The organism is uncultured Psychroserpens sp., assembly GCF_947494225.1.
Lineage (GTDB): Bacteria > Bacteroidota > Bacteroidia > Flavobacteriales > Flavobacteriaceae > Psychroserpens.
The window spans coordinates 407,451-431,053 of the sequence record NZ_CANLUG010000001.1; the positions used below are offsets into that span (position 1 = coordinate 407,451).

Below are 23,603 nucleotides of genomic sequence, written 5' to 3' on the forward strand. Positions count from 1 at the left end.
AAATATTATGACTTAATGTCTCGTAGTTTTAATTGTAAACTTACTTGACCTTGCCAATGGTTTTCGTCAATAGAATATACTGCGTTAAATGGCTTTCGGTTTTTAATGATGTCTATTTTATCACCTAAGTTAAATCCAATACCAACAATGTTATAACCATCTTGCGTTGCCGTTAGTCGTAAGTGCTTATCATCACCTCCAACACACCTTCCATATCCTGTGTCTTTAAGGTTCTCAGTCATAAAAATAGGCGTTCTATTTTCTGGTCCAAATGGTGCAAATTGACTAATGATTCGCCAAAATTTTTGATCTACCTGACGCAGGTCAAGACGCATGTCTATCTTTATTTCTGGTGTGAGTAAATTTCTGTCAATTGTTTTAGAAACCTCATCTTCAAATGCTTGTTTAAAGGCATCATAATTCTCCTCCTTAAGTGTTAAACCTGCGGCATATTTATGACCTCCAAATTGTTCTAAATGTTCACTGCATGCCTGTAACGCATTATAAACGTCAAAACCAGAAACCGATCTTGCTGAAGCTGCAAGTTTATCTCCGCTTTTAGTAAAAACTAATGTTGGTCTATAATAGGTTTCGGTGAGTCTGGACGCCACAATACCAATAACCCCTTTATGCCATGATTCGTCATAAACAACCGTTGTTAGTCGGTTTTCTTCATTTAGTTCAGTAATTTGATGTAGCGCTTCTTCAGTAATACGCTTATCCGCTTCTCGTCTATCTTGATTAAAAGCGTTAATCTCTTGAGCGTATGCTTTTGCAAGAACTGCATCAGTTTCAGTTAATAAGGTTACGGCGTAGTTACCATGTTTCATTCGCCCTGCCGCATTAATACGAGGCGCAACAATAAATACGACATCTGTAATTGTAAGTTTATCTTTTTGAACCTGCTCAATAATGGCTTGAATTCCCGGTCTTGGTTGCGAATTAATAACTTGTAATCCAAAATAAGCTAAGGCCCTGTTTTCTCCAACAATAGGAACAATATCAGCGCCAATAGCAGTAGCAACTAAATCTAAGTATTCCGAAAGTTCCTCTACAGTTTTACCCTCTTTTGAAGCTAAAGCCTGTATTAATTTAAATCCAACACCGCAACCACATAACTCCTTAAAAGGATACTCACAATCGTTCCGCTTTGGGTCTAAAACAGCCACAGCTTTTGGCAATACCTCACCTGGTCTATGATGGTCGCATATAATGAAATCAATTCCTTTTTCAGAAGCATAGTCGACTTTGTCAATAGCTTTTACACCACAATCTAGCGCAACGATGAGCGAAAACCCATTGTCATGAGCAAAGTCAATTCCTTTGTAAGAGATGCCGTAACCTTCATCATAGCGATCTGGTATGTATGTGGCAATTTGATCCGATTTCGTTTCTAAATAGGATGATAGTAAGGCCACAGATGTTGTTCCATCAACATCATAATCGCCATAAACCAAAATATTCTCGCCTTGAAGAAGTGCAGCTTCAATACGAGCAACGGCTTTGTCCATATCTTTCATAAGAAATGGATCGTGTAAATCATCTAAACTTGGGCGAAAAAATGTCCTGGCTTCTTCGTAAGTCTCTATACCTCTCTGCACTAAAAGCGTAGCTATTGACGCATCAACCTGCAACGCTTTTTTCAAAGTGTCAACAGTAATCGGATCTTGTTTTGGTTTTAGAGTCCAACGCATATGCTAATATAGAAAATTTTCGCTATACGTTGTGATAATGAATAGACGTTTTTACTTCCGAGAATTTTCGAAACATCTCCATAACACCGCAGTATTTTTCGATAGAAAGGTCTACTGCTTTTTTAATCTTAGCTTCATCGAGGTTTTCACCATACAAATGGTATTCAACAGTTACTGTATGATAATATTTAGGGTGTTCTTCGGTAAGTTCTCCATAAGTATCAATTCTAAAATCTGAAAAAGGCACTTTCATCTTTTTAAGAATAGAGACCACGTCTAAACCAGAACAACCTGCTAAGGACGATAACATCATGGCTTTAGGTCCTAACCCAGAATTATGACCTCCGTGTTCTGGAGTTGTATCCATAGTAACTAACTTTCCGTTTGGATTATCGGATTCAAATTGTAAGTTTCCTTTCCAATGTGTGACAACTTTATGAGACATATCTAAAGAATTTTTCGTTTATTGTTAACTCAAAAATACTACTAAAAAAAACAAAAATATGGCATTAGTTACACCTTTATCAGCAGAACACGATCCAGAAACAAAACAACTTGCAGAATTTTTTAACGAGACTCTTGGGTTTTGCCCAAATTCTGTATTAACCATGCAACGTAGACCAGCTATTAGTAAGGCCTTTATTAACTTAAATAAAGCAGTCATGGCTAATGAAGGTCGTGTGACTTCTGCATTAAAACGTATGATTGCTTGGGTAAGCAGTAATTCTACTGGTTGTCGTTATTGCCAAGCTCATGCCATTCGTGCTGCAGAGCGTTATGGTGCCGAGCAAGAACAATTAGATAATATTTGGGAATATAGAACGCATCCTGCTTTTTCGGAAGCTGAGCGTGCTGCATTAGATTTTAGCTTAGCGGCTTCTCTTGTACCTAATGCCGTAAATGCCGATATCAAAAAACGTTTGTATGAGCACTGGGATGAAGGTGAAATCGTTGAAATGCTTGGTGTGATTTCTCTATTTGGATACCTCAACAGATGGAATGACTCTATGGGAACCTCTATTGAAGAAGGTGCGGTAGAAAGCGGAGATCAATACCTAGGTAAACACGGCTGGGAAAGTGGTAAACATAATGGTTCTCAATATTAAATAAAGATCATATAATACGTCCAAAAATCTTCAAAAATGTAAAGGGTATTTAAGTTATCCCTAGCCATTTTTAACATCAAAATAAAAAATCCTCTTCTATCCGAAGAGGATTTTTTATTGGAATACTTCACTCATTGAAACGTAGCTTTCACTCATTTCTAGTTTCCAAATCTTTAATACTGAAATAGATTTGAACTATTAAACCGTCAATATTATGAAAAATCAATTACTTAAAAAACTATGCATAGGGCTAGTCATACTTGTTTCGGCAAACCTCTTTGCTCAAGAAGGTACTGTGAGTGGTACGATCAATTCTGAAATAGATGGTCTTCCTCTTCCTGGTGTTAGTGTTATAGTAAAAGGCACTAATAGAGGTGTTCAAACCGACTTTGATGGGAATTACAGTATTAAATGCAGAGTTGGAGAAACTTTAGTATTTAAGTACATCGCTATGACAACCAAAGAGGTAAAGGTCACATCAAGCATGTTAGGATTGGAGTCTAACGATTTCTTCGTTGATGAAATTCCCATTAAACCCATTGAAAATGACGCCTACAAGAATGCTATAAAAACGACTAGCAATACTCCATTTAATGTACCTAGTTTGGATCTTTCTAATAAAACTTACAACAAAGTAAATAATTACCAATATAATCGGATCAAAGACATTAAAGTCAAGGAAAACAAAGTAGATCTAACCTATTTTGATTCCGATATCTATTTTGAAATTAAATTCAATAGTAAGTTCGGAACTCAATTTTTTAAAGATGAGAACTTGCCTAAGTTACAATCTGTTTATGCCCAAGGTGCTTCTCTAAATGGTGAGCTTGCTTTTTTAGGTGCCGAAACAGGAAATCCATTTTCCTATGGTCCAAAATTGAGCAATCTAGAATTTGATGGTAGCACCTATGATTATGATGTTAACGGACAATTAGTTGCTCTTGGTAGTGGTAATGGGACGGTATCTAACCCCTATGACAATGCTGTTTTACAAACAACATACAAAACAGATAACACCCTTTCTTTTAGCGCATCTACAGATGGAAGTATTCTTGAATTTAATTATTCAAATACTCTGTTTAAAGATGTCTTCAATCGAGAAAGAAGTGTTAGCGATTTTATGAAAATTTCTTTTAATCAAAGCTACCGTAACTCTAAAAAACTGTCATGGGAAGCCTATCTAAAATATGGTAAAAACAGAGACAATCAACCTAATATAAATGGATTTTTAAATAACACGCTATTAAACGCTTGGGCAACTCCAGCCAGTTTTAGCAATACTCAAAACCCTGTTTTAACTAATAATACGCAACGTCGTTTTAATGCAAACTTCAATAATCCTAATTGGTTATTAGACAACAATCGCAACGCCGAAAAAAACAAATTCTTTGTCGCTTATCTTAAAAATGGAATAGAACTATCTGAAACCATTAATATTCATAACAGTTTAAGTTATACCAAAAATACAGATACTCAAAATTTTGGGCTGGTAACTAATTCTGCTGGATTTGATGATGGGTATTCTAGTGACAAAACTATTGAGAAGAATGTATTCAACGCCATACTTGATTTTGAATACGAAAGCGACGATCACAAAAATGAAATTAAAGTGATCTCTAAACTCGACTTTTCTTCTGAAGACTTAACATATAACCTCCATGAAGGTATTGGATTTAATCCGTTTAGCTTTGAAAACCCGCAAACGATTAATACCATCAATAATCGCTTGAACAGAAACACATTGCAGATTTTAAACAAATTCACCTACGGATTGAACTATTCTGATGTTGAGTTTACTGTAGGAAATAATTCGTATATCTCATCTGTTCAAAACAACAAGTGGGCACTTCCATTTTTACAACTTAATGCAGACATCGAAAGAATATTTGATATTTATGGTTTTACCTTCTTTAATATTTATGCCTTAACGTCTTTTGACGTTAATAACGCGTCATTATTTTACAACAATCAAAGTCATAACAGTCTGGGCTTATTACCCTCTCAAAGTTTAAGTTACACCGCTAATAATGATTTGTTTTTGAGTGATGCCATAGATTTAGAAGAAAAAAGAAGTTATCAGTTTGGTGTAGATTTCGAATTTTACCTCAGCCATAATTATTTCCGTTTTGATCTGGGTTATTTCAATACCCAAACCAAAGGTTCTGTATTTCCAATTTTTGAGAACAACAACTACGCATTAAAGAACATTGCAGATGTAACAAACAAAGGATTAGAAATGAGTCTTCATTCAAGACTTAGAATAACAGACAATTTCGATTACAATTCATCTTTTGTTTTTTCTACTAATAACGCAAAAGTTACTAGTATAAATAGTGATGAAGAACGTGTTCCAATTGCTGGATTTTCATCGGTGTCTAAAAATCTTATTGTAGGAGAATCTGCCGGAGTTATTGTTGGATCGGCATATGCTAGAGATAATCAAAACAACATAATCATTGATAACGAAGGATTCCCTTTAGTGGCCAATCAACCACAAATTATTGGTGATCCAATTCCTGATTTTAATTTTGGAATTAAACAATCATTTGTATGGAAAGATTTAGAACTAAAAGTTGTTTTAGATATTCAAAAAGGAGGCGACGTGTGGAATGGCACTCAAAATGTGCTCAATTATTTAGGGAGGTCTCAACAGTCTGCCAATGAAAGAACAATTACCAACTTTATTTTCTCAGGTGTAAATCAGCTAGGACAACAAAATACAGTTCCTGTTGATTTTTATAATCCGCAAAATGATATTTCACAAAACAGATTTATACGCTATGGGTTTTCGGGTGTCGACGAAGCCGCAATTCAAGATGGGAGCTATGTTAATTTAAAATCAATCGACCTCTCCTATAACTTCGAATTTGACAACGACCATTCTACATTTATAAGAGAATTAACGCTTAGTTTATACGCTAATAACCTTATCACATGGGCCAAGTTTGATGGTGCTTCTCCTTATCGCAGCCTTTATGACACACCTTCTAGTCTTGGATTAAACTTCTTTAATATGCCAATAACTAGTGAGATTGGCTTTATGCTTAACATTAAAATATAATCGTTATGAAAACTATAAAAAAAATAAGCGTTTATTTTCTTTTAACTGCTATTGTCATGACATCATTGACGGCTGTTAAGGCGTATCAAAATACAATAGCTCCAATTGAGAAAATATATACACAGACTGATAGACCATTTTATTTCCCCGGAGAAACACTGTGGTTTAAATCTTATATCGTTACCGAAAACAATACGGTTTCTAACCTTAGTGATGTTGCACATGCACAACTTATTTCACCTAAAGGCGCTGTCGTTAAATCTCTAAGATTATCAATTAAAGATGGGTATGCTTATGGTGATTTTGACATTAACACCAATTGGGTAGGAGGTATTTATACCTTAAAAGTCTATACGAATTGGATGCGTAATTTTGGTGAAAACACCTTTTTTACGAAACAGATTACTGTTCAAAAAGTAGTGAAACCTAACTTACTTTTAACACTAGAATTTCAAAAAGAAGGTTACGGAAAAAACAGCAAGGTGATAGCCGATTTTGAAGTTAAAGACTTAAAAAACAATCCGCTCGCCAACACAGAAATCACGTATGAAGTCTCAGTAAAAGGGCAAAAAATAAGCACTCAAAACGCTGTGACAGATAGCGAAGGAAAAATTAATCCGACGTTTACACTTCCAAAAGATTTGGTCACTACCGATGTAGTTCTCAACGTCCTTATCCCTTACAAAGGATCTACAGAATCTATATCAAGAAGTGTTCCTGTAGCATTAGATAATATTGATTTTCAGTTGTTTCCTGAAAGCGGCCAAATAATTGCTGGAACCAACAACACCATAGCATTTAAAGCCATTAACGAATTCACAAAACCAGTCGATGTTTCAGGAGATATATTGGATAGCAATGGACGTTTAATCACTACGTTTTCAAGTTTTCATGATGGGATGGGAAGTTTTATTCTCAATGCAAAAGAAGGTGAAGTTTATACAGCAAAACTTAAAACACCTTTTGTTTCTGAGCGTGCTATTGCACTTCCAAAAGTTCAAAAAGAAGGAACACGATTTTCGGTAGAAACTGAAGAGTCCATGACTAAAATCATTCTGTTTTCTACTGAAAAAAAATCATTGCGTTTAGAGGTTTCAAGTGCTTCTAAAGTATTACTTCAGAAGAAAATATCTAACAAGGAAAGTTTTATTAGTATAAATACGGAAGACTTTCCAATGGGAATTACAAAATTCAGTATCATAAATAACAACAATCAAATTGTAGCTGAGCGTTTGGTGTTTGTAAACCCACATAAACAGTTAAACGTTGATATAGATTTAGAAAAAACCGTTTACGAAACTCGTGAAAGAGTAAAGCTAAAGATCAATACCACAGATGGCAAAGGCCTCCCCTTACCGTCTAATTTATCAATTGCCGTTGCAGACAACAAGCTACTATCGTTTGCAGACGACAAGCAAGATCATATCCTATCGTACTTGTTAGTGTCTTCAGAATTAAAAGGAAAAATCCACAAGCCAAGTTTTTACCTCAATCCTAAAAAAGAAAAGTCTGCCGAAGCGTTAGATTATTTGATGCTTACTCATGGTTGGAGAAACTATATTGTGGATCCAAAAGTGACATTAGAAAATGCCGAGTTTTTACCAGAACAACATGCTATTCAATCTGGAACCGTTGTAGACAAAAAAGGAAAACCAATAACAGCCCATTTACTTCTTATGGATAGACTTGGTCATAAAATACATGCATTTGACACCGAAAACGATGGTACGTTTACTTTTAAATTCACAGATAGTCAGCATCTTGTGCTATTAGCTTACAGAGATGATAGAAAATCTGTATTTATCAAAAAAACGAACTTCATTAATGGTCGCTATCAACATCATAAAGACGCTACCCACAAAGAAAATGTTAAGCGTATTAAAACATTTGATAAAGAAGAAAAGCCTTTAAAAAAGAAAATTCTAAAAGAAGCAGAAGCAATAGAAATTGCACTTACAGAAGATTCTAGTCAACTTGATGAAGTAGTGATTGTAGGATATCGAACAACAAGTAAGAGCTCAACAACCGCTTCTGTGGTAGTAGTCGCAGAAGAAAGCCTTTCAAATGCATCTTCTGTTGTACAATTATTACAAGGGCAAGTGGCCGGAATTAACATCACAACATCCAATGGTGCGCCAGGCGCAAACTCAACCGTTCAATTGAGAGGTGTTGGAAGTATCTCTGGAAACATTGAACCTTTGTTTATAGTTGATGGAGTTCCTGTAGATGAAAGTGTTTTTCGAAACCTTAATCCTTCAGACCTCCATAGTATTAGCGTAATAAAAGATGCTGGAGCTACTGCAATTTATGGTTCAAGAGGCAGTAATGGTGTTATTGTTATTCAAACCAATAGTGGTGGTTACATTAATAACAGTTCGAAGAAAAAACTAAATAATGCAAAGTTCAATAACTACGGTATTGCCTATTTTCAAAACTCAAAACCATCACGTCTCTCTCAAGCAAAGGAATTCTATGTTCCTGTTTATGTAGGTGGAAACACCATAAACGAGAGAACCGATTTTAGACAAACGATTTATTGGAACCCTGTTGTACAAACAGACGAAAATGGGCAAGCAGAGGTTGAGTTTTACAATAACGATGCCATCACATCTTTCAAAATTACTACTGAAGGTGTTGGCTTTAATGGTATGATTGGAAGGCAAGAAGAAACTTATGCCACAAAAAAATTATTGAATGTCGATTTTAAATCACCGAACTATATGGTACTCAAAGATGATGTGGTTTTACCATTAACCATAACAAACAAAACAGATAAAGACATTACGACTGACATAGAAATTATACTACCAAAACAATTAAAGTTTGCCGAAAATTATGATCGTCAAGTCACTGTTAATGCCAACAGTTCGGTATTGAGAAATGTTCGTGTTGTTCCTATTGAAAAAGCGGAGAACGCAACACTTGAAGTTCGTATAAACTCAGAAACACTAAGTGATGTGGTTAAAAGAAACGTCACGGTTTTAAGTCCGTACTTCCCAACACAAACCTCCATTTCTGGATCTAAATCTGGAGTCTACCAATTTGACATTAATAGTGTTGTTGACGGAAGTCTAAGCGCCAATTTCAACATATACACTGATGTCATTGGAGACGTAATGAATGGCATAGAATCCTTAATACGAGCTCCTTATGGTTGTTTTGAGCAAACCTCATCATCAACATATCCAAACATTATGGTACTTCAATACCTTAAAGAATCTGGTAAAAGCAATCCTGAAATAGAAGCTAAAGCTTTAGACTTTATTGATAAAGGTTATAAGCGTCTTATAGGGTTTGAAACTAAAGACGGTGGTTTTGAATGGTTTGGAAAAACACCGCCTCATGAAACCTTAACAGCTTACGGCATTTTAGAGTTTACCGAGATGAAACAGGTCTATGGTAATGTAGATCAAGCCATGATTGATAGAACCGTACAATGGCTCATGAGCAGAAAAGATGGGAAAGGTGGCTTCAAAAAAAGCACTAAAGGTTATGATAGTTTTGCGAGCTCTCCAGCAGATGTTGCCAATGCCTATATTGTCTATGCGATTAGTGAAGCAGGAATTGATGTAGACCTCAACCTAGAATACGAAGCGGCATATAAAGATGCTCTAAAAAGTAAAGATGCCTATAAAATGGCCATGATGGCCTTAGCCAGTTATAATCTTGATAAGCCAGAAAATGCAAGCACACTCATTAGTAAACTTAAAGATCAGATCTTTAAAAACGATTTTAAAGGCTTACCAGTAGAAAATACCATTACAAGATCCTACGGAAATGCAAAACATATAGAAACTACCGCTTTTACCTTGTTGGCTTTAATGAGAGAAGCACACGCAGACAAAACCTTAATTTCTAAAGGTATTGAGTATTTAGTAGGTCTAAGAAAACACGACAGATTTGGTTCTACACAATCTACAGCTATGGCATTAAAAGCGTTGATTAATTACACTAAAATGCAAAAACAACTCATTATCAAAGGTAATGATACTGTAGAATTAACAATTAACGGACAGTCTCTAAAAAGACGATTGAGCATCAACGATCAAGGAAAGATTGTCATTGATAGTTTAGCAACCTATTTTAAACAAGGGCAACAAAAGATTCAGGTACAATTTGCAAATGATAAAGTCACTTTTCCATACTGTTTAACTATAAATTGGGACAGTTATGTTCCTGATTCGTCTTCAGAAAGTCCACTAAAATTAGAGACAAAACTTCTTGAGAATAAATATAAAGTTGGAGACAATGTGAGCATGACGATACATGTATCTAACATCAAAGAAGAGCCTTTAGGAATGGTGACCTCCATTATTGGTATTCCATCAGGAACTACAGCCCAGCCTTGGCAATTGAAAGAACTATTAGAAAAAGAAAAAGTAGCCTATTATGAAGTGTTTGATAACTATCTGGTGTTTTACTGGAGGTTCTTCAGGCCTTCCGAAACAAAAACCATAAGACTAGACCTCAAAGCAGATATCGCGGGTGATTATCAGGCTCCTGCAAGCACAACCTACTTATATTATGGTGATGAATACAAAACTTGGATTGAAGGAAATACAATTGAGATTTTGAATTGATGGTTGTCATATTTTAGTTGTTGAATGAGGCCTCTTCAGAAATGGAGGGGCTTCTTATTGTTTACATTTAAACTATAGAATATGTTTTACCCTCTTCTTCAACTCTGGCAACACATCGGTTTCAAACCAAGGGTTCTTTGCCAGCCAAAATCGGTTTCTAGGGCTAGGATGTGGTAAGGTGAAAAACTCAGGTAAGTAATCTTGGTAATTGGCAACCGTTTCCGTTAAGGTACGCTTAGCACGATCTTTTAAATAATATTTTTGAGCATACATCCCAATTAAAACAACCAATTCTACATGTTTCATATAATCAAACAAAGGTTGGTGCCATTGTGGTGCACATTCTGTTCGTGGTGGCAAATCACCACTTTTTCCTTTACCTGGATAACAAAAACCCATGGGTATGATGGCAAATTTACTTTCATCATAAAAATCGGCATCAGAAACGTTTAACCATTTACGTAATTGTCTTCCGCTAGCATCATCCCAAGGAATTCCAGAGGCATGAACTTTCGTTCCTGGCGCCTGACCAATAATTACAATTTTCGAGTCTGGGTGCCCTGTAGCAATAGGTCTTGGTCCTAGCGGTAAATGCGCTTCACAAATTTTACATTGTCTTATGTCATGAAGTAATTCTTGCATCATTTTTTCCCTCCTACTACAATCACTATTTCCCCTTTTGGAGGCTTATTAGTATAATGGTCTAAAACTTCTTTTGCCGTACCTCTAATCGTTTCTTCGTAAAGTTTTGTTAACTCTCTAGATACTGAAACTGGCCTGTCTTCACCAAAATACTCACAAAAATTGCCCAAGGTTTTTATCAACTTATGTGGACTCTCATAAAATACTATAGTCCGAGTTTCCTCCGCCAATAATTTTAATCGTGTTTGACGTCCTTTTTTCACAGGTAGAAATCCTTCAAATACAAACTTGTCATTTGGTAATCCTGAATTTACCAACGCAGGCACAAAGGCCGTTGCTCCTGGTAAACAATCTACTTCTATACCATTTTCAATACAAGCTCTTGTTAATAAAAACCCAGGATCTGAAATTGCAGGTGTGCCCGCATCGCTTATAAGCGCAATAGATAAACCACTTTTAAATTTTTGGACCAATTGCTCTACCATTCTATGTTCGTTGTGCATATGATGGCTTTGCATTTGAGTTCCAATTTCAAAATGTTTCAGCAGTTTTCCAGAAGTTCGTGTGTCTTCAGCTAAAATTAAATCGACCTCCTTTAAAACTTCAACAGCTCTAAAGGTCATGTCTTTTAAATTTCCGATAGGTGTTGGTACAATATAGAGTTTACTCATTTGTAAGAGATTTCTTTTCAAATTTACAATGTTTTCAACTATATTGACGCAACCTTTAATATTATTTAGCGTCTAACAATAAACCATCCTATATGATTAGGAATATTTTCCGCTTCTTTATCTTAGTCTTTCTATGTAGTTCTGTTTACGGTCAAACTACCGATTTGTCTATCGTTGCGCAAGCTCAAAATGTAGACGGAAATGGCGTTTCTCAAGTAGAAATTTTCCAAGATTTTCAATATATCGTTACCATCATAAACTCTGGAAATGCGGTTTCTGATGCAACATTTGAAATCACCATGGATCCCGATTTAGCAAATCTCGATATTAATGCTATAAGTTCTCAAAATAATTCAGGAGGTGCATCTAATGCATCCAACTTGATTTTAAATGGAAGTGTCCTCACAGGGAGCGTTGCTAGTTTACCTAGTGATTCTAGTGTGGAATTAAAAATTGAAGTAACAGCCCCTTCTCAAGTTGGAGGTATTGCTATTAATGCCATTATTACTCCTCCGGATGGTACCACAGACACCAATGACTCTAACAATCAATCTCTAATTTCTATTGATGTTATTGATGTCGCCATCGATTTTTCAATAGCCCACACTCAAGTATCTCCTCCAGAAGGCACTCCCATCCCTTCTTGGAATAGTTTTGTAACCTATCAATTTACGATTACCAATAACAGCGCTATAGATTTTCCACTTACAGATATTGTAGGTGAACTTACTTTGGTTTCAGATTTAGACTATGGGAGACCAAACGTACGTCTAGAATCTATTGAATGTATTGGCACAACGAATGACACAGAATGCCCAGATGTTTCGGGTTTAGCTCCTGGATCGCCTAATTTGATTAGTGCAACTACAACTATGTTTACAATTGGCACTCCTCACGTATTTACTGCTGGAGGCTCTGTTACTTTTGAAATGGTTTATGAATATTTAGATCCTTCATGCGCTGTAGAACAACAACCTATTGCCGTATCTAGTACTATTAGGATAGAGTTAGATCACGAAAATATATCGCCTAGTATGTCTGATCCTGTGATAACTCAGTTATTAGAAGCCGAATTATGTCAGCTTACTGATATTTGTATTGATACCATTCAAACCGATCCAGATCCTGATACAGTAGCCGATTGGAATGAAGAAGTCACTTTTGAAACGACCGTTTGTAATAATGGCCCATTGGATGCCAGTATTGCATTTTTTCTTCAAAATTTATCACCACAAATAGAATGGCAGATTCTTACAGTAACCTGTACTCAAACCACTGGAAATGTGAGTTGCGAGGATGTCACCATAAATGTAGATGAGCTGTTTTGGGTGAGTGACGCTTTTGTTTTGCCTGTCGGTGCAACCGTTACCATTACCACTGTAGCGATATTTCTAGAGCCCGAATGTTCTTTCAGTACAGATATTAGTATGGCTAATATTAGAAGTGGAACCAATATTCTTGAACCAAATATATTTGACTCCAATATTGAAAACAGTACGCAAACAGACTTTGTAATGTTACCTGCAACCGAAGCATGTCCAACTATAAATTTGGAAGTTTCAAAAACGCAAATAAGTCCAACATTGCCTATTGGAGAATCTCCAGATAATACGATGCAAGCTGGTAATGTTATTTATGAGATTACCGCTTCAAATCTTAGTGATCTTGATACAGTTATTGAGCTCATAGATTTCACTGAAAATCTAGGAAATACTGGCTACACTGGCACATTAGTTGCCGTAGAATGCGTGTCAACGACTGGAGATGCCGAATGCTCAACAATTAATACTGCAAATATTGGCGTACCGTTAGATGGCATATCCCAAAATGGAGAACCTGACATATTTTGGGAAATTACCGAAGCCGATAATTGGAATTTGCCTGGTAATAGTTCGGTAAGCTTTCATGTTACAGTAAATTGGGAAACAGATTGCGATATTAATGCTATTCCTGTTTATAATATGGTTGAAATTAATCATGCTAATAGTTCTTTTGACAATAACCCAGCGAACAATGAAGATGATGTTGTCACCTTTATTGCACCTTGTGTGGATTTGGTGGTTCAAACATTTCCAGAATTTACACAAGTAAATATTAATCAAAACTTTGATTGGATTATAGATATTACCAATAGTGAAAACAGTTCGAATGCCATTAACATTTCGTTTGAAGATACTATTAATAATGTTTTTACTATTAATGGTTCGCCATCATGTGTGGTAACTAATGGTAATGCAACTTGCATCTCTGGTTTAGCCATAAACAATAATGTTGTTACTGGAACCATTGATAACATGGACGCTGGATCAACAATAAGAATTACAATTCCGGTTACTGCTCCAAACTTTGGAGGTGCTTATAATAACATTGCCATAGCAACTCCAAATGAAAATGATAATTCTGAAATTTCTCCTGAAACCAACACGTCTATAAGTAATGTTCAAATCGTAGCTCCAGTTCTTGACAAAAGTTATAATCCCGAAATTATTACTATTGGAGAAGAAAGCACTTTGACGTTTACTATAACTAATTTACCTTCAAATCCGTCTCAAAGTGATATTTCATTTACAGATGTATTTCCTGCGGAAATCACATTGGTTTCGGCGCCAGATTGGGTAATGAGTAATGGTTGTACGGCTACATTTATAGGAACTACTGGAGATAATTTTGTTGGTGTTACTAATTTGGTTTTCCCAGATGGTGTTTCGTCTTGTACCTTTAGTGTTGTTGTATCTTCAAATACACCAGGAGTCTATCTTAATGATACTAATAATTTTGAGTCACAGAACAACGTTGACACCTCCCAAACTAATGCGACCTTAACCGTATTAGACGATGATTCGGATGTTGATATTGAAATTTTGAAAGCGGTATCACCACAAGAAGCTTCAATTGGAGATCAAGTAACATTTCAAATTACAGCCACAAATTTAGGAACCTCACAAGGAACACTTATTGAAATTCTCGATGTATTTCCTAGTGGGATGAGCTTTATATCTGCAACAACTTCTGCAGGAGTATTTAACCAATCCACATTCATTTGGTCTATTGATGCGTTAGATAGTAATCAATCTGAAACATTAACAATAGTAGCTCAAATTTCATCCGCTTCAGATTTACTGAACACTGCAATTTTAAGCAACTTAGAGGAACCAGATAGAGATGATACCAATAACATGGATGATGCCGAAGTTACGGTTGACGTTTGTCTATACATTCCTGAAGGGTTATCTCCTAATGGTGATGGCTTAAATGATGTATTCTCCATAGAATGTATTGAAGAATATCCGAATAATCGCCTCAAAATATATAATAGGTTGGGTGTGCTAGTCTACGAAAGCAAAGACTACAAAAACGACTGGGATGGTACACCAAATAAAGGCATACCAAACAACTTAGGTCTTTTACCAGTTGGTACTTATTTTTATATTTTGGATTTAAATACTGGAGAAAAACCTATTCTTGGTTGGGTATATCTAAATTATTAGGTCTTTCCTGTTTCCCTAGGAAATAAGATATTATTAGTACAGGAATTGCCATTGCCGATAAACCTAATCCATGACCAGCTTCTTGATGTGCTGCTGTCGCTAAAACTAAGTCGAAGAAAAAACCAGCATAGGCCCACTCTGTTAGCCATTGACTTTTTCGCCATAGAATCATAACAACACCTGTAATTTTAGCTATAGCAAGTGGAATTACAATATAGGTTGGGTAATTAAAATGCTCAAAAAAGCCTTTAATCATTTCTGTTTTAAAAAAGTACATCTGAGCAGAATACAGAAATACTAGTGCTACAAGGATTGTAGAAATCCAATAGATTATTTTGGTTGTTTTCATCTATTGGCAGTCGAAAACTCTTATTGAAACTTACGCTCAATAATTGCTAAGAAGCGTTCTTCGAACTCTTCTTTACCTTCCCAGTTATTATAATCTGGTTTTACAATGTCTTTTATAAGATGTGTTGCTTCTTTAAGTGAGCTTATTGTTTTTAACTGAGATAAAACACGTTCGTAATCTTCAACTTGTCCATTAAAGAGATGTTTTATGAAAGCTAATTTATCATTAAGTCCAATGTTTAATCCACCATTTTTGAGCTTGTCATTTAACGACTGCTTCAAATTTTCATTAACTTCAGATACGGGTTCAAAAACAGGAATTTCTTCAAAACCTGCTGTAATATCTTCTAAATGAGTTTCTGTCTTTGGTTGTTCTGCAACAGCAGTTTCAACGAGTTCATCAACTTGCTGAGTTTCCTGTGGCATTTGGGCTACCATATCTTTGATTTTTTCCATCACTGGTTCATAAATATGGTCGTCTTCTTTTTCATCAAGATTAACGTAAATTTTATCCTCAATTTCAATATTGTCACTTACTTTATTGTTGAATGCCGTATCAAGCATTCCAAAGAATGATGAATTGCTTCCAATTGTTGGTAAATCGCCCTCAAAGTTTTCGTTTGCAAACTTGAGAACGCTTAATTTTTCATACAAGGCAGCAACTTCAGCATGCAATTTTACTACATCTTCCTTTCCTTTAAGTTTTAAAATTCTATGAGCAATGCTTATTAAATCTGCTTCCAGCTTCTTCTTCATAACTTTTATTTTTTATTCCCAAATAGGTTTTTGTTTTTTAATAAATTTACGCCACCTTTATACAAAACGAACTTTAGGTGAGTTTTAGTGTTAAAATTACAAAATGTTTCTCGAAAATACAGTAAATCATAAAGAACAATTTGGATGGATTGAAGTCATTTGTGGCTCAATGTTCTCTGGTAAAACGGAAGAATTGATTCGAAGACTTAAACGCGCCCAATTTGCTAGACAAAAAGTTGAAATCTTTAAACCAGCGGTTGATGTTCGTTACGACGAAGATATGGTCGTTTCTCATGATTCAAACGAAATTAGGTCTACACCTGTTCCAGCTGCGGCAAATATTCCTATTTTGGCAGATGGTTGCGATGTTGTTGGAATTGATGAAGCTCAATTTTTTGATGATGAAATAGTACGGGTTTGTAACGATTTGGCTAATAAAGGTATTCGTGTTATTGTAGCAGGTTTAGATATGGATTTTAAAGGAAACCCATTTGGTCCTATGCCAAATTTGATGGCCACAGCAGAGTATGTAACCAAAGTACATGCTATATGCACAAGAACAGGAAACTTGGCACAATACAGTTATCGTAAAGCCACTAGTGACGCACTTGTTTTACTTGGAGAAGTTGATGAATATGAACCTTTGAGTCGGGCTGCTTTTTATAAGGCAATGTTACGTGATAAAATTAGACATATGAAGGTTACTGATCCAGAAGAAATTTCTAACAAAGACAGTAAAACCAATGCCCAAAGCTAAAGAGACTGTTTTAGAAATAGACTTAAAAGCGCTCAAACACAACTTCGAGTATCTTAAGTCTAAACTTAAACCTAACACTAAAATTTTAGCGGTTGTTAAAGCATTTGCCTATGGTAGCGATGCCGTTACCATTGCCAATTACCTTCAAGATTTAGATGTAGATTATTTAGCTGTTGCCTATGTTAGCGAAGGTGTAGCCTTACGAGATGCAGGAGTTACGACTCCTATTTTGGTCTTACATCCTCAGGCTGTTAATTTCAAAACATTAATTGAACGTTGTTTAGAACCGAGTTTATACAATGCTAAAGTTTTAAATGCCTTTATTGAAATAGCTACACAGGAATACCAAACAAACTACCCTGTACATATTAAGTTTAATACGGGTTTAAATCGTTTGGGGTTTTGGGAAAATGATGTAGACTATATCATATCTAAACTTAAAAATACCTCATCTATAAAGGCGGCATCATTGTTTTCTCATTTGGCAGCAAGTGAAGATTTAAAAGAAAAGGACTTCACAGAATCTCAAATTATTAACTTTAAAAAAATAGCTGAGCAGTTCTCAAAATCTATTGATTATCAGCCTATACTTCATCTTACAAACACCTCTGGAATTATTAATTATCCGGAAGCCCATCTCGATATGGTAAGAACCGGAATTGGTTTATACGGTTTTGGAAATTCTAAAGAAGAGAACCATAATTTGATACCCATTGCAACATTAAAATCTGTTATTTCTCAAATTCATAAGATAGAAAAAGGAGAAACTGTAGGTTATAATAGGGCTTATACCAGTAAAGGATACGAAAAAACAGCCACGATACCTATTGGTCATGCAGATGGTATAAGTAGACAATATGGTAACGGAAAAGGATATGTTGTTATCAATAATAAAAAAGCACCTATAATTGGAAACGTTTGTATGGATATGATTATGGTTAATATAAGCCATATAGAATGTCATGAAGGCGATGAAGTCGTTGTGTTTGGAAAAGCGTCTAATGCTTCGGAGTTAGCCCAATCTGCAAATACCATTTCTTATGAAATTATCACTGCTATTTCACAACGTGTAAAGCGTATTGTCTTAAAATGAGTCGTTTTCATTTTTTAACATTTCGTTTTTTTTAGTTATTTTAGGGTTCTAATAACTAACTTAATACATTAATTATGCTTAAAGAATTTAAAGAATTTATAATGACAGGTAATGTCATTGATCTTGCTGTCGCCGTTTTACTTGCTGGTGCAATGGGACTGGTTGTAAGTGGATTTGTAAACGACATTATGATGCCGTTAGTGGGTCATTTTACTGGAGGTGTTAGCTTTGAAGACATGAAGCACGTTCTATCTCCTGCCGTTATGGCCGCCGATGGAACTGTTGAAAAACCAGAAAATGCCATCATGTATGGTAAGTGGATTAACGCCATCATTAATTTAATAATCGTTGGATTTGTTCTATTTATTATTGTAAAAGCTTATAACAAAACAAAGGCTCCTGCGGAAGAGCCAGCTCCTGCTGGACCATCTGAAGTTGATTTATTGACAGAAATAAGAGATGCCTTAAAAAAATAGTTTGTAACTAATCGCTACACTATATATTTAACTTTAACCGCTTCATTAAATGAAGCGGTTTTTTTATGTTTTTTTTTAGACCTCAAAATGATATAATAACTACATTTGTTCAATATTATATGTAAACCTTTTTCTTATGAAAATAGCAGTTGTTGGTGCCACTGGTCTTGTTGGCGAAGTTATGCTAAGAGTTCTTGAAGAACGACAATTTCCTGTTTCGGAATTAATTCCTGTCGCTTCAGAGCGTTCTATTGGTAAATTAATTTCTTTTAAAGGGAACGACTACAAAGTTGTTAGCATGCAAAATGCTATTGACATGAAACCGCAGTTAGCTTTATTCTCTGCTGGTGGAAGCACATCTTTAGAATGGGCTCCTAAATTTGCTGAAGCAGGTATTACTGTCATTGATAATTCTTCAGCTTGGCGAATGGACCATAGCAAACAATTAGTTGTACCCGAAATTAATGCAAATACCTTAACTTCTGACGATAAAATTATTGCTAATCCCAATTGTTCAACCATTCAAATGGTTGTTGCTCTTGCTCCTCTTCATAAAAAATATAAGATTAAGCGTATTGTAGTATCTACATACCAATCTATAACAGGTACAGGTGTAAAAGCGGTAAGGCAATTAGAAAATGAATTGGCAGGTGTTAAAGGAGAAATGGCTTACCCTTATCCAATACATCAAAATGCTATTCCACATTGTGATGTTTTCGAAGCTAATGGCTATACCAAAGAAGAAATGAAATTGGTAAATGAAACCCAAAAAATATTAGATGATCGCACCATAGCTGTAACTGCAACTGCAGTTAGAATCCCAACTGCAGGTGGTCATAGTGAGGCCGTAAATGTTGAATTTGAAAACGACTTTAACGTTCAAGAAATAAGACAGTTACTCAATGAAACTTCTGGTATTGTAGTGCAAGACAATGTAGACGTCAACACCTATCCAATGCCTATTTATGCTAATGGTAAAGATGATGTTTTTGTTGGAAGAATTCGTAGAGATACGTCGCAACCCAATTCGTTAAACTTGTGGATTGTAAGTGATAACCTTAGAAAAGGAGCTGCTACGAACACAATTCAAATTGCAGAATATTTGGTGGCTAATAATTTAGTTTAAGTGATATTATATTGTCAATATGTTACTAAAGAGATTATTACAATTCTTGAAATTGTTCATTCCTCTTGGTTAAACGCTAACTAGTATTCAAAACGATTAGAAAAGGTATTCGCTCTTGAAAAAATAAACTTTTTGATTATGAATTGTTTGACAAAACAAGGATTATAACACTTTATTTCTAATATAAAAGTAGGGTTTTTCATAATTAAGTTGTTTAATTAATAGAACCTTTGCAAAGTTCCTAACCAACTAATATTGTTTTATAGATTTTTTTAGCATTTAGACCCTTGTCGTCTGATAAAAAGTGTATTACAACTAATTAATTGTAAGGATTGATGGGTTTGTAACTATATTTACTATCCAAATTTTACTATAAATGTTAAAAAATTACCTCAATTTACTTAGCATAGTTATACTCATTGTAACTTTCTACTCATGCAGTGAGGACGACAATTATGTACCTATAGTTATTGAGGCTAACGCAGATTCTGTGGAGGTTTCTCAAAATAACGCTATTGAAATTCAGGTATTGTTAAATGACACTAATGTTCCTAACACTGGAACACTTACTGCTCAAACTCCGCAAAATGGTACTGCTCAAATTTTAGACCCAAATAATACACCAAACAATCCTTCAGATGATGTCATCTTATATACACCAACTTTAGATTTTGTCGGGACCGATACATTTCAATACACTATTTGTAGTGACAATAATAATTGTGCCACAGGTACTGTAACTGTTGTGGTAACACCTACATCACCTGTAAATTTTAATTTAGACGACATCCCATATGCGACGCTTTCAGAATACAACTTCTTTGAAGGAGTTTTAAAAGATTTAGACCCTGTATACGGAGTGTTACCTTACAATTTGAATTCTACCTTATTTACAGATTACGCTCATAAAAAGCGATTTGTTTGGATGCCCGATGGGACAAAGGCAAGTTATAATAGTGATTTTACACCATTAGATTTCCCAATTGGCTCAGTGCTCATTAAGAATTTCTATTACGATAATGTTCAACCTAGTAATGAAACTAGAATAATTGAAACGCGATTAATGTATATGACTGAAGATGGATGGGATTTTGCAAAATATGTCTGGAATGATGAACAAACTGAAGCAACTTTCACTAATGCAGGAAGCTTTACAGATGTTGAATGGATAGAAAATGGTATTACAAATAATGCGACTTATCGAATTCCTTCTAGAAATGAATGTTTCACATGTCACAATAAATTTGGTACACCTTTACCTATTGGACCAAAACCTCAAAACCTTAATAGAGATTTAAGTTATACAGACGGCACCTTTAACCAGTTAGAAAAATGGATAAACTTTGGATATCTAGAAGATAACCTTCCTACATCTATAGTTTCTACTGTAAAATGGGAAGATGAATCTCTAGATTTAGAATTAAGAGTTCGCTCTTACCTAGATATTAATTGTGCACATTGTCATTCAGAAGAAAGCTATTGTGAGTATAGACCTATGCGATTCGCTTTTAATGAAAACGATGACGATACAAATAAAGGATTATGTGTAACACCAGACACTCAAATTGCTGGCGCAACACATATTGTTGTTCCTGGAGACATTGATGCGTCTGTCCTTCGATTTAGAGTCAACTCTATTGAAGAGCAAAACAGAATGCCTTTATTAGGAAGAACTTTAAAACACGCGGAAGGTGTTAGACTAATCGACGAATGGATTAATTCTCTTAGCGGAGAATGTGAATAAATTATAAATAAAGAGTTATGAAATCAAAATTACTAGTATTAACAATTTTAGCATGTTGCTCTCTGTCTTTTGGACAACCTGCTAATGACAATTTTGCAGGAGCAATTCCTATTACGCCTTCGGTTGAAGGAACAGGATGCGCATCTCCTACATTTAATTTACCATTTTCTACTGATGGAACAACCGATAGTGGTGTTCAAGGGTCATGTAGAACTTCGGGACGGGATCAGTTCTTTACGTGGACCGCAACCACTAATGGATTATTTTTCTCTTCTGAAGACCCTGGAAATCCTGGGATTGTAGTATGGAGTTCTGATGGCTTAACAGAAATTGCTTGTACAGATACTTTTGCTACCGAAAGCATAAACGGTTGGACAGTTGGAGACGATTTAGTTATTCAAATCTATGATTTCCAAGGAACAGGACTTGCAGATGTTGCTTTCTGTTTAGAAGCAATCAACTATACGCCACCGCCTCCAATGCCTATAACGTTTACATCGCAATCGTCTGGTTCTTCTGGAAGTTACCGAATTGCTGTTGTAGACATGAATGGTGATAAATTGGATGACATGGTTTCAATTTCTCAGACAAATGTGAATATTAGAGAACAAAATGCTGGTGGAGGTTTTACAACAAAAAATATTACAACACCTAGCGCAGATTTTCTTCCAACCTGGAGTTTAGCGGCTGCAGATTACGATGAAAATGGTTATACAGATTTGTTATATGGTGCTGGTAGTGGTGTTACGTTTATGCGTGCAAACTCTACTGGAACTGGATTTACAGAAGTTTCTGGCCCGCAAGATGTATTCTCTCAACGTTCTAATTTTGTAGACATTAACAATGATGGAAATCTCGATGCCTTTGTTTGTCATGATGTGGCACCTAATGTATATTATCTAAATGATGGAAGTGGAAATTTATCTTTCAATCAAGGTGGACTAGGAGATTATGCTTCTGGAGGAAACTATGGATCTATATGGATAGATTATGATAATGATCGTGACTTAGATATGTTTATCGCTAAATGTGGTGGTGAAACAGCGCGTAGAACAAACCAAATGCATACAAACGATGGAAATGAAAATTATACAGAGAATGCTGCTGCTATTGGTTTAGCAGATCCAATGCAAACGTGGTCTGCCGCTTGGGGAGATTTCGATAGCGATGGCGATATGGATGTATTTGTTGGTGCTAGTTCTGGTGCTCACAAACTTATGAGAAATGACGGCGGTACGTTTACAGATATCTCTGCTGGTTCTAATATAAATACGCTTACAAGTAACTCTACGGAAACGGTAACTTTCGATTTCGATAATGATGGTAACTTAGATTTAGTCTCTGGAAATAATATCTTATTTGGAAATGGTGATATGACATTTAATGTTTACACCAACGTCTTTCCTGGATCTGGATCTTATGGAGATCTAAATAATGACGGTTATATCGATGCTTTTAACTCTGGAAACTTATATATTAATAACGCTGAAAGTAATAACAACTGGATTAAAATTCATACAGTTGGAACAGTTAGTAACCTTGAAGGTATTGGCGCTCGTGTAGAAGTACATACACCATCTGGAATTAGAATAAGAGATGTGAAAAGTGGTGACGGATTTAGATATATGAACTCATTAAATACACATATTGGAATTGGTACTGACGCAACTATAAATAGCGTTGTTATTTATTGGCCTTCTGGAATTATCGATACAGTTACTAACCCTTCAATTAATACACCTTTAGAGGTTGTAGAAGGCGCAACACTTGGTTTAGAAAATTCCTTAACAGATGAATTAATTATTTATCCAAGTCCAGCAAAGGATGTTATAAATATTGAATCGTTACAGCTTAATGATTCTACCATTTATTCAATTTTTGATGTTACTGGAAAGAGAATCTTGAATTCAAAACTCGAAACACCAACAATAGATGTATCAAAACTATCTCCTGGTAATTATATTCTAAGAATAGTATCTGGAACATCAATAAAAAGTCAAAAATTTATCAAAAACTAAACAAAGAAGCCTCTAAACTAAGAATTTAGAGGCTTTTTTCTTA

At 35.3% G+C, this 23,603-nt stretch carries 16 protein-coding genes; 10 read left to right on the forward strand and 6 right to left on the reverse strand.

The features are described 5' to 3' along the window. Positions 1 to 5: 5 nt before the first annotated feature. Both recJ and Q0893_RS01740 read right to left on the reverse strand, forming a co-directional pair. Entirely contained in the window at positions 6 to 1,694 is a 1,689-nt protein-coding gene (recJ, locus tag Q0893_RS01735; protein WP_299272077.1) for a single-stranded-DNA-specific exonuclease RecJ, read from the reverse strand. A 22-nt stretch (positions 1,695 to 1,716) separates the two neighbouring features. Continuing rightward, positions 1,717 to 2,139, reverse strand: a complete 423-nt coding sequence (locus Q0893_RS01740; RefSeq protein ID WP_298901255.1) for an OsmC family protein — start codon at positions 2,137 to 2,139, stop codon at positions 1,717 to 1,719. Positions 2,140 to 2,197: 58 nt separating this feature from the next. Here Q0893_RS01740 and Q0893_RS01745 point away from each other — a divergent pair, with 58 nt between their 5' ends. From Q0893_RS01745 to Q0893_RS01755, 3 genes are all read left to right on the forward strand, one after another. Continuing rightward, positions 2,198 to 2,800 carry a carboxymuconolactone decarboxylase family protein gene (locus Q0893_RS01745; protein ID WP_298901254.1) on the forward strand — a complete coding sequence of 201 codons (603 nt, stop codon included), beginning with the start codon at positions 2,198 to 2,200 and terminating at the stop codon, positions 2,798 to 2,800. A gap of 214 nt (positions 2,801 to 3,014) precedes the next feature. After that, positions 3,015 to 5,861 (forward strand): carboxypeptidase-like regulatory domain-containing protein, encoded by a 2,847-nt coding sequence (locus Q0893_RS01750; protein WP_299272082.1) that lies wholly within the window; start codon positions 3,015 to 3,017, stop codon positions 5,859 to 5,861. Positions 5,862 to 5,866: 5 nt separating this feature from the next. Continuing rightward, complete coding sequence (locus tag Q0893_RS01755) at positions 5,867 to 10,441, forward strand: TonB-dependent receptor plug domain-containing protein (RefSeq protein ID WP_299272085.1); 4,575 nt, start codon at positions 5,867 to 5,869, stop codon at positions 10,439 to 10,441. Positions 10,442 to 10,513: 72 nt separating this feature from the next. Here the strand turns inward: Q0893_RS01755 and Q0893_RS01760 are convergent, their stop codons facing one another. After that, a complete protein-coding gene (locus Q0893_RS01760; protein WP_299272645.1) occupies positions 10,514 to 11,083 on the reverse strand; it encodes a uracil-DNA glycosylase family protein in 570 nt (189 codons plus the stop codon). Beyond that, complete coding sequence (gene rsmI / locus Q0893_RS01765; RefSeq protein ID WP_298901251.1) at positions 11,083 to 11,754, reverse strand: 16S rRNA (cytidine(1402)-2'-O)-methyltransferase; 672 nt, start codon at positions 11,752 to 11,754, stop codon at positions 11,083 to 11,085. Before rsmI ends, Q0893_RS01760 begins: the two co-directional genes overlap by 1 nt. A gap of 92 nt (positions 11,755 to 11,846) precedes the next feature. Between rsmI and Q0893_RS01770 the strand changes: the two genes are divergently transcribed. Next, the gene (locus Q0893_RS01770; protein ID WP_299272089.1) at positions 11,847 to 15,242 is read left to right on the forward strand and encodes a gliding motility-associated C-terminal domain-containing protein; all 3,396 of its coding nucleotides are present in this window, start codon (positions 11,847 to 11,849) and stop codon (positions 15,240 to 15,242) included. On the opposite strand, the gene Q0893_RS01775 is transcribed toward Q0893_RS01770, so the two are convergent. Both Q0893_RS01775 and Q0893_RS01780 read right to left on the reverse strand, forming a co-directional pair. Next, the gene (locus Q0893_RS01775; RefSeq protein WP_299272092.1) at positions 15,211 to 15,591 is read right to left on the reverse strand and encodes a DoxX family protein; all 381 of its coding nucleotides are present in this window, start codon (positions 15,589 to 15,591) and stop codon (positions 15,211 to 15,213) included. The two genes, Q0893_RS01770 and Q0893_RS01775, sit on opposite strands and share 32 nt — an antisense overlap. Positions 15,592 to 15,611: 20 nt before the next feature. After that, complete coding sequence (locus Q0893_RS01780) at positions 15,612 to 16,346, reverse strand: hypothetical protein (protein WP_298901248.1); 735 nt, start codon at positions 16,344 to 16,346, stop codon at positions 15,612 to 15,614. 103 nt (positions 16,347 to 16,449) lie between these two features. Between Q0893_RS01780 and Q0893_RS01785 the strand changes: the two genes are divergently transcribed. The 6 genes from Q0893_RS01785 to Q0893_RS01810 all read left to right on the forward strand — a co-directional run bounded on the left by Q0893_RS01785 (position 16,450) and on the right by Q0893_RS01810 (position 23,560). After that, a complete protein-coding gene (locus Q0893_RS01785; protein WP_298901247.1) occupies positions 16,450 to 17,103 on the forward strand; it encodes a thymidine kinase in 654 nt (217 codons plus the stop codon). After that, complete coding sequence (alr, locus tag Q0893_RS01790; protein ID WP_299272095.1) at positions 17,090 to 18,196, forward strand: alanine racemase; 1,107 nt, start codon at positions 17,090 to 17,092, stop codon at positions 18,194 to 18,196. The genes Q0893_RS01785 and alr overlap by 14 nt, the downstream gene beginning before the upstream one ends. A 74-nt stretch (positions 18,197 to 18,270) precedes the next feature. After that, positions 18,271 to 18,672: a large conductance mechanosensitive channel protein MscL gene (gene mscL / locus Q0893_RS01795; RefSeq protein WP_298901244.1), complete on the forward strand. Its 402-nt coding sequence runs from the start codon at positions 18,271 to 18,273 to the stop codon at positions 18,670 to 18,672. A 136-nt stretch (positions 18,673 to 18,808) separates the two neighbouring features. Then, positions 18,809 to 19,798, forward strand: coding sequence for an aspartate-semialdehyde dehydrogenase (locus tag Q0893_RS01800; protein ID WP_298901242.1), 990 nt, complete (start codon positions 18,809 to 18,811; stop codon positions 19,796 to 19,798). 376 nt (positions 19,799 to 20,174) lie between these two features. After that, positions 20,175 to 21,542 (forward strand): Ig-like domain-containing protein, encoded by a 1,368-nt coding sequence (locus tag Q0893_RS01805; protein WP_298901240.1) that lies wholly within the window; start codon positions 20,175 to 20,177, stop codon positions 21,540 to 21,542. A 17-nt stretch (positions 21,543 to 21,559) separates the two neighbouring features. After that, positions 21,560 to 23,560: an FG-GAP-like repeat-containing protein gene (locus tag Q0893_RS01810; RefSeq protein ID WP_299272100.1), complete on the forward strand. Its 2,001-nt coding sequence runs from the start codon at positions 21,560 to 21,562 to the stop codon at positions 23,558 to 23,560. The last annotated feature ends 43 nt before the right edge of the window (positions 23,561 to 23,603 follow it).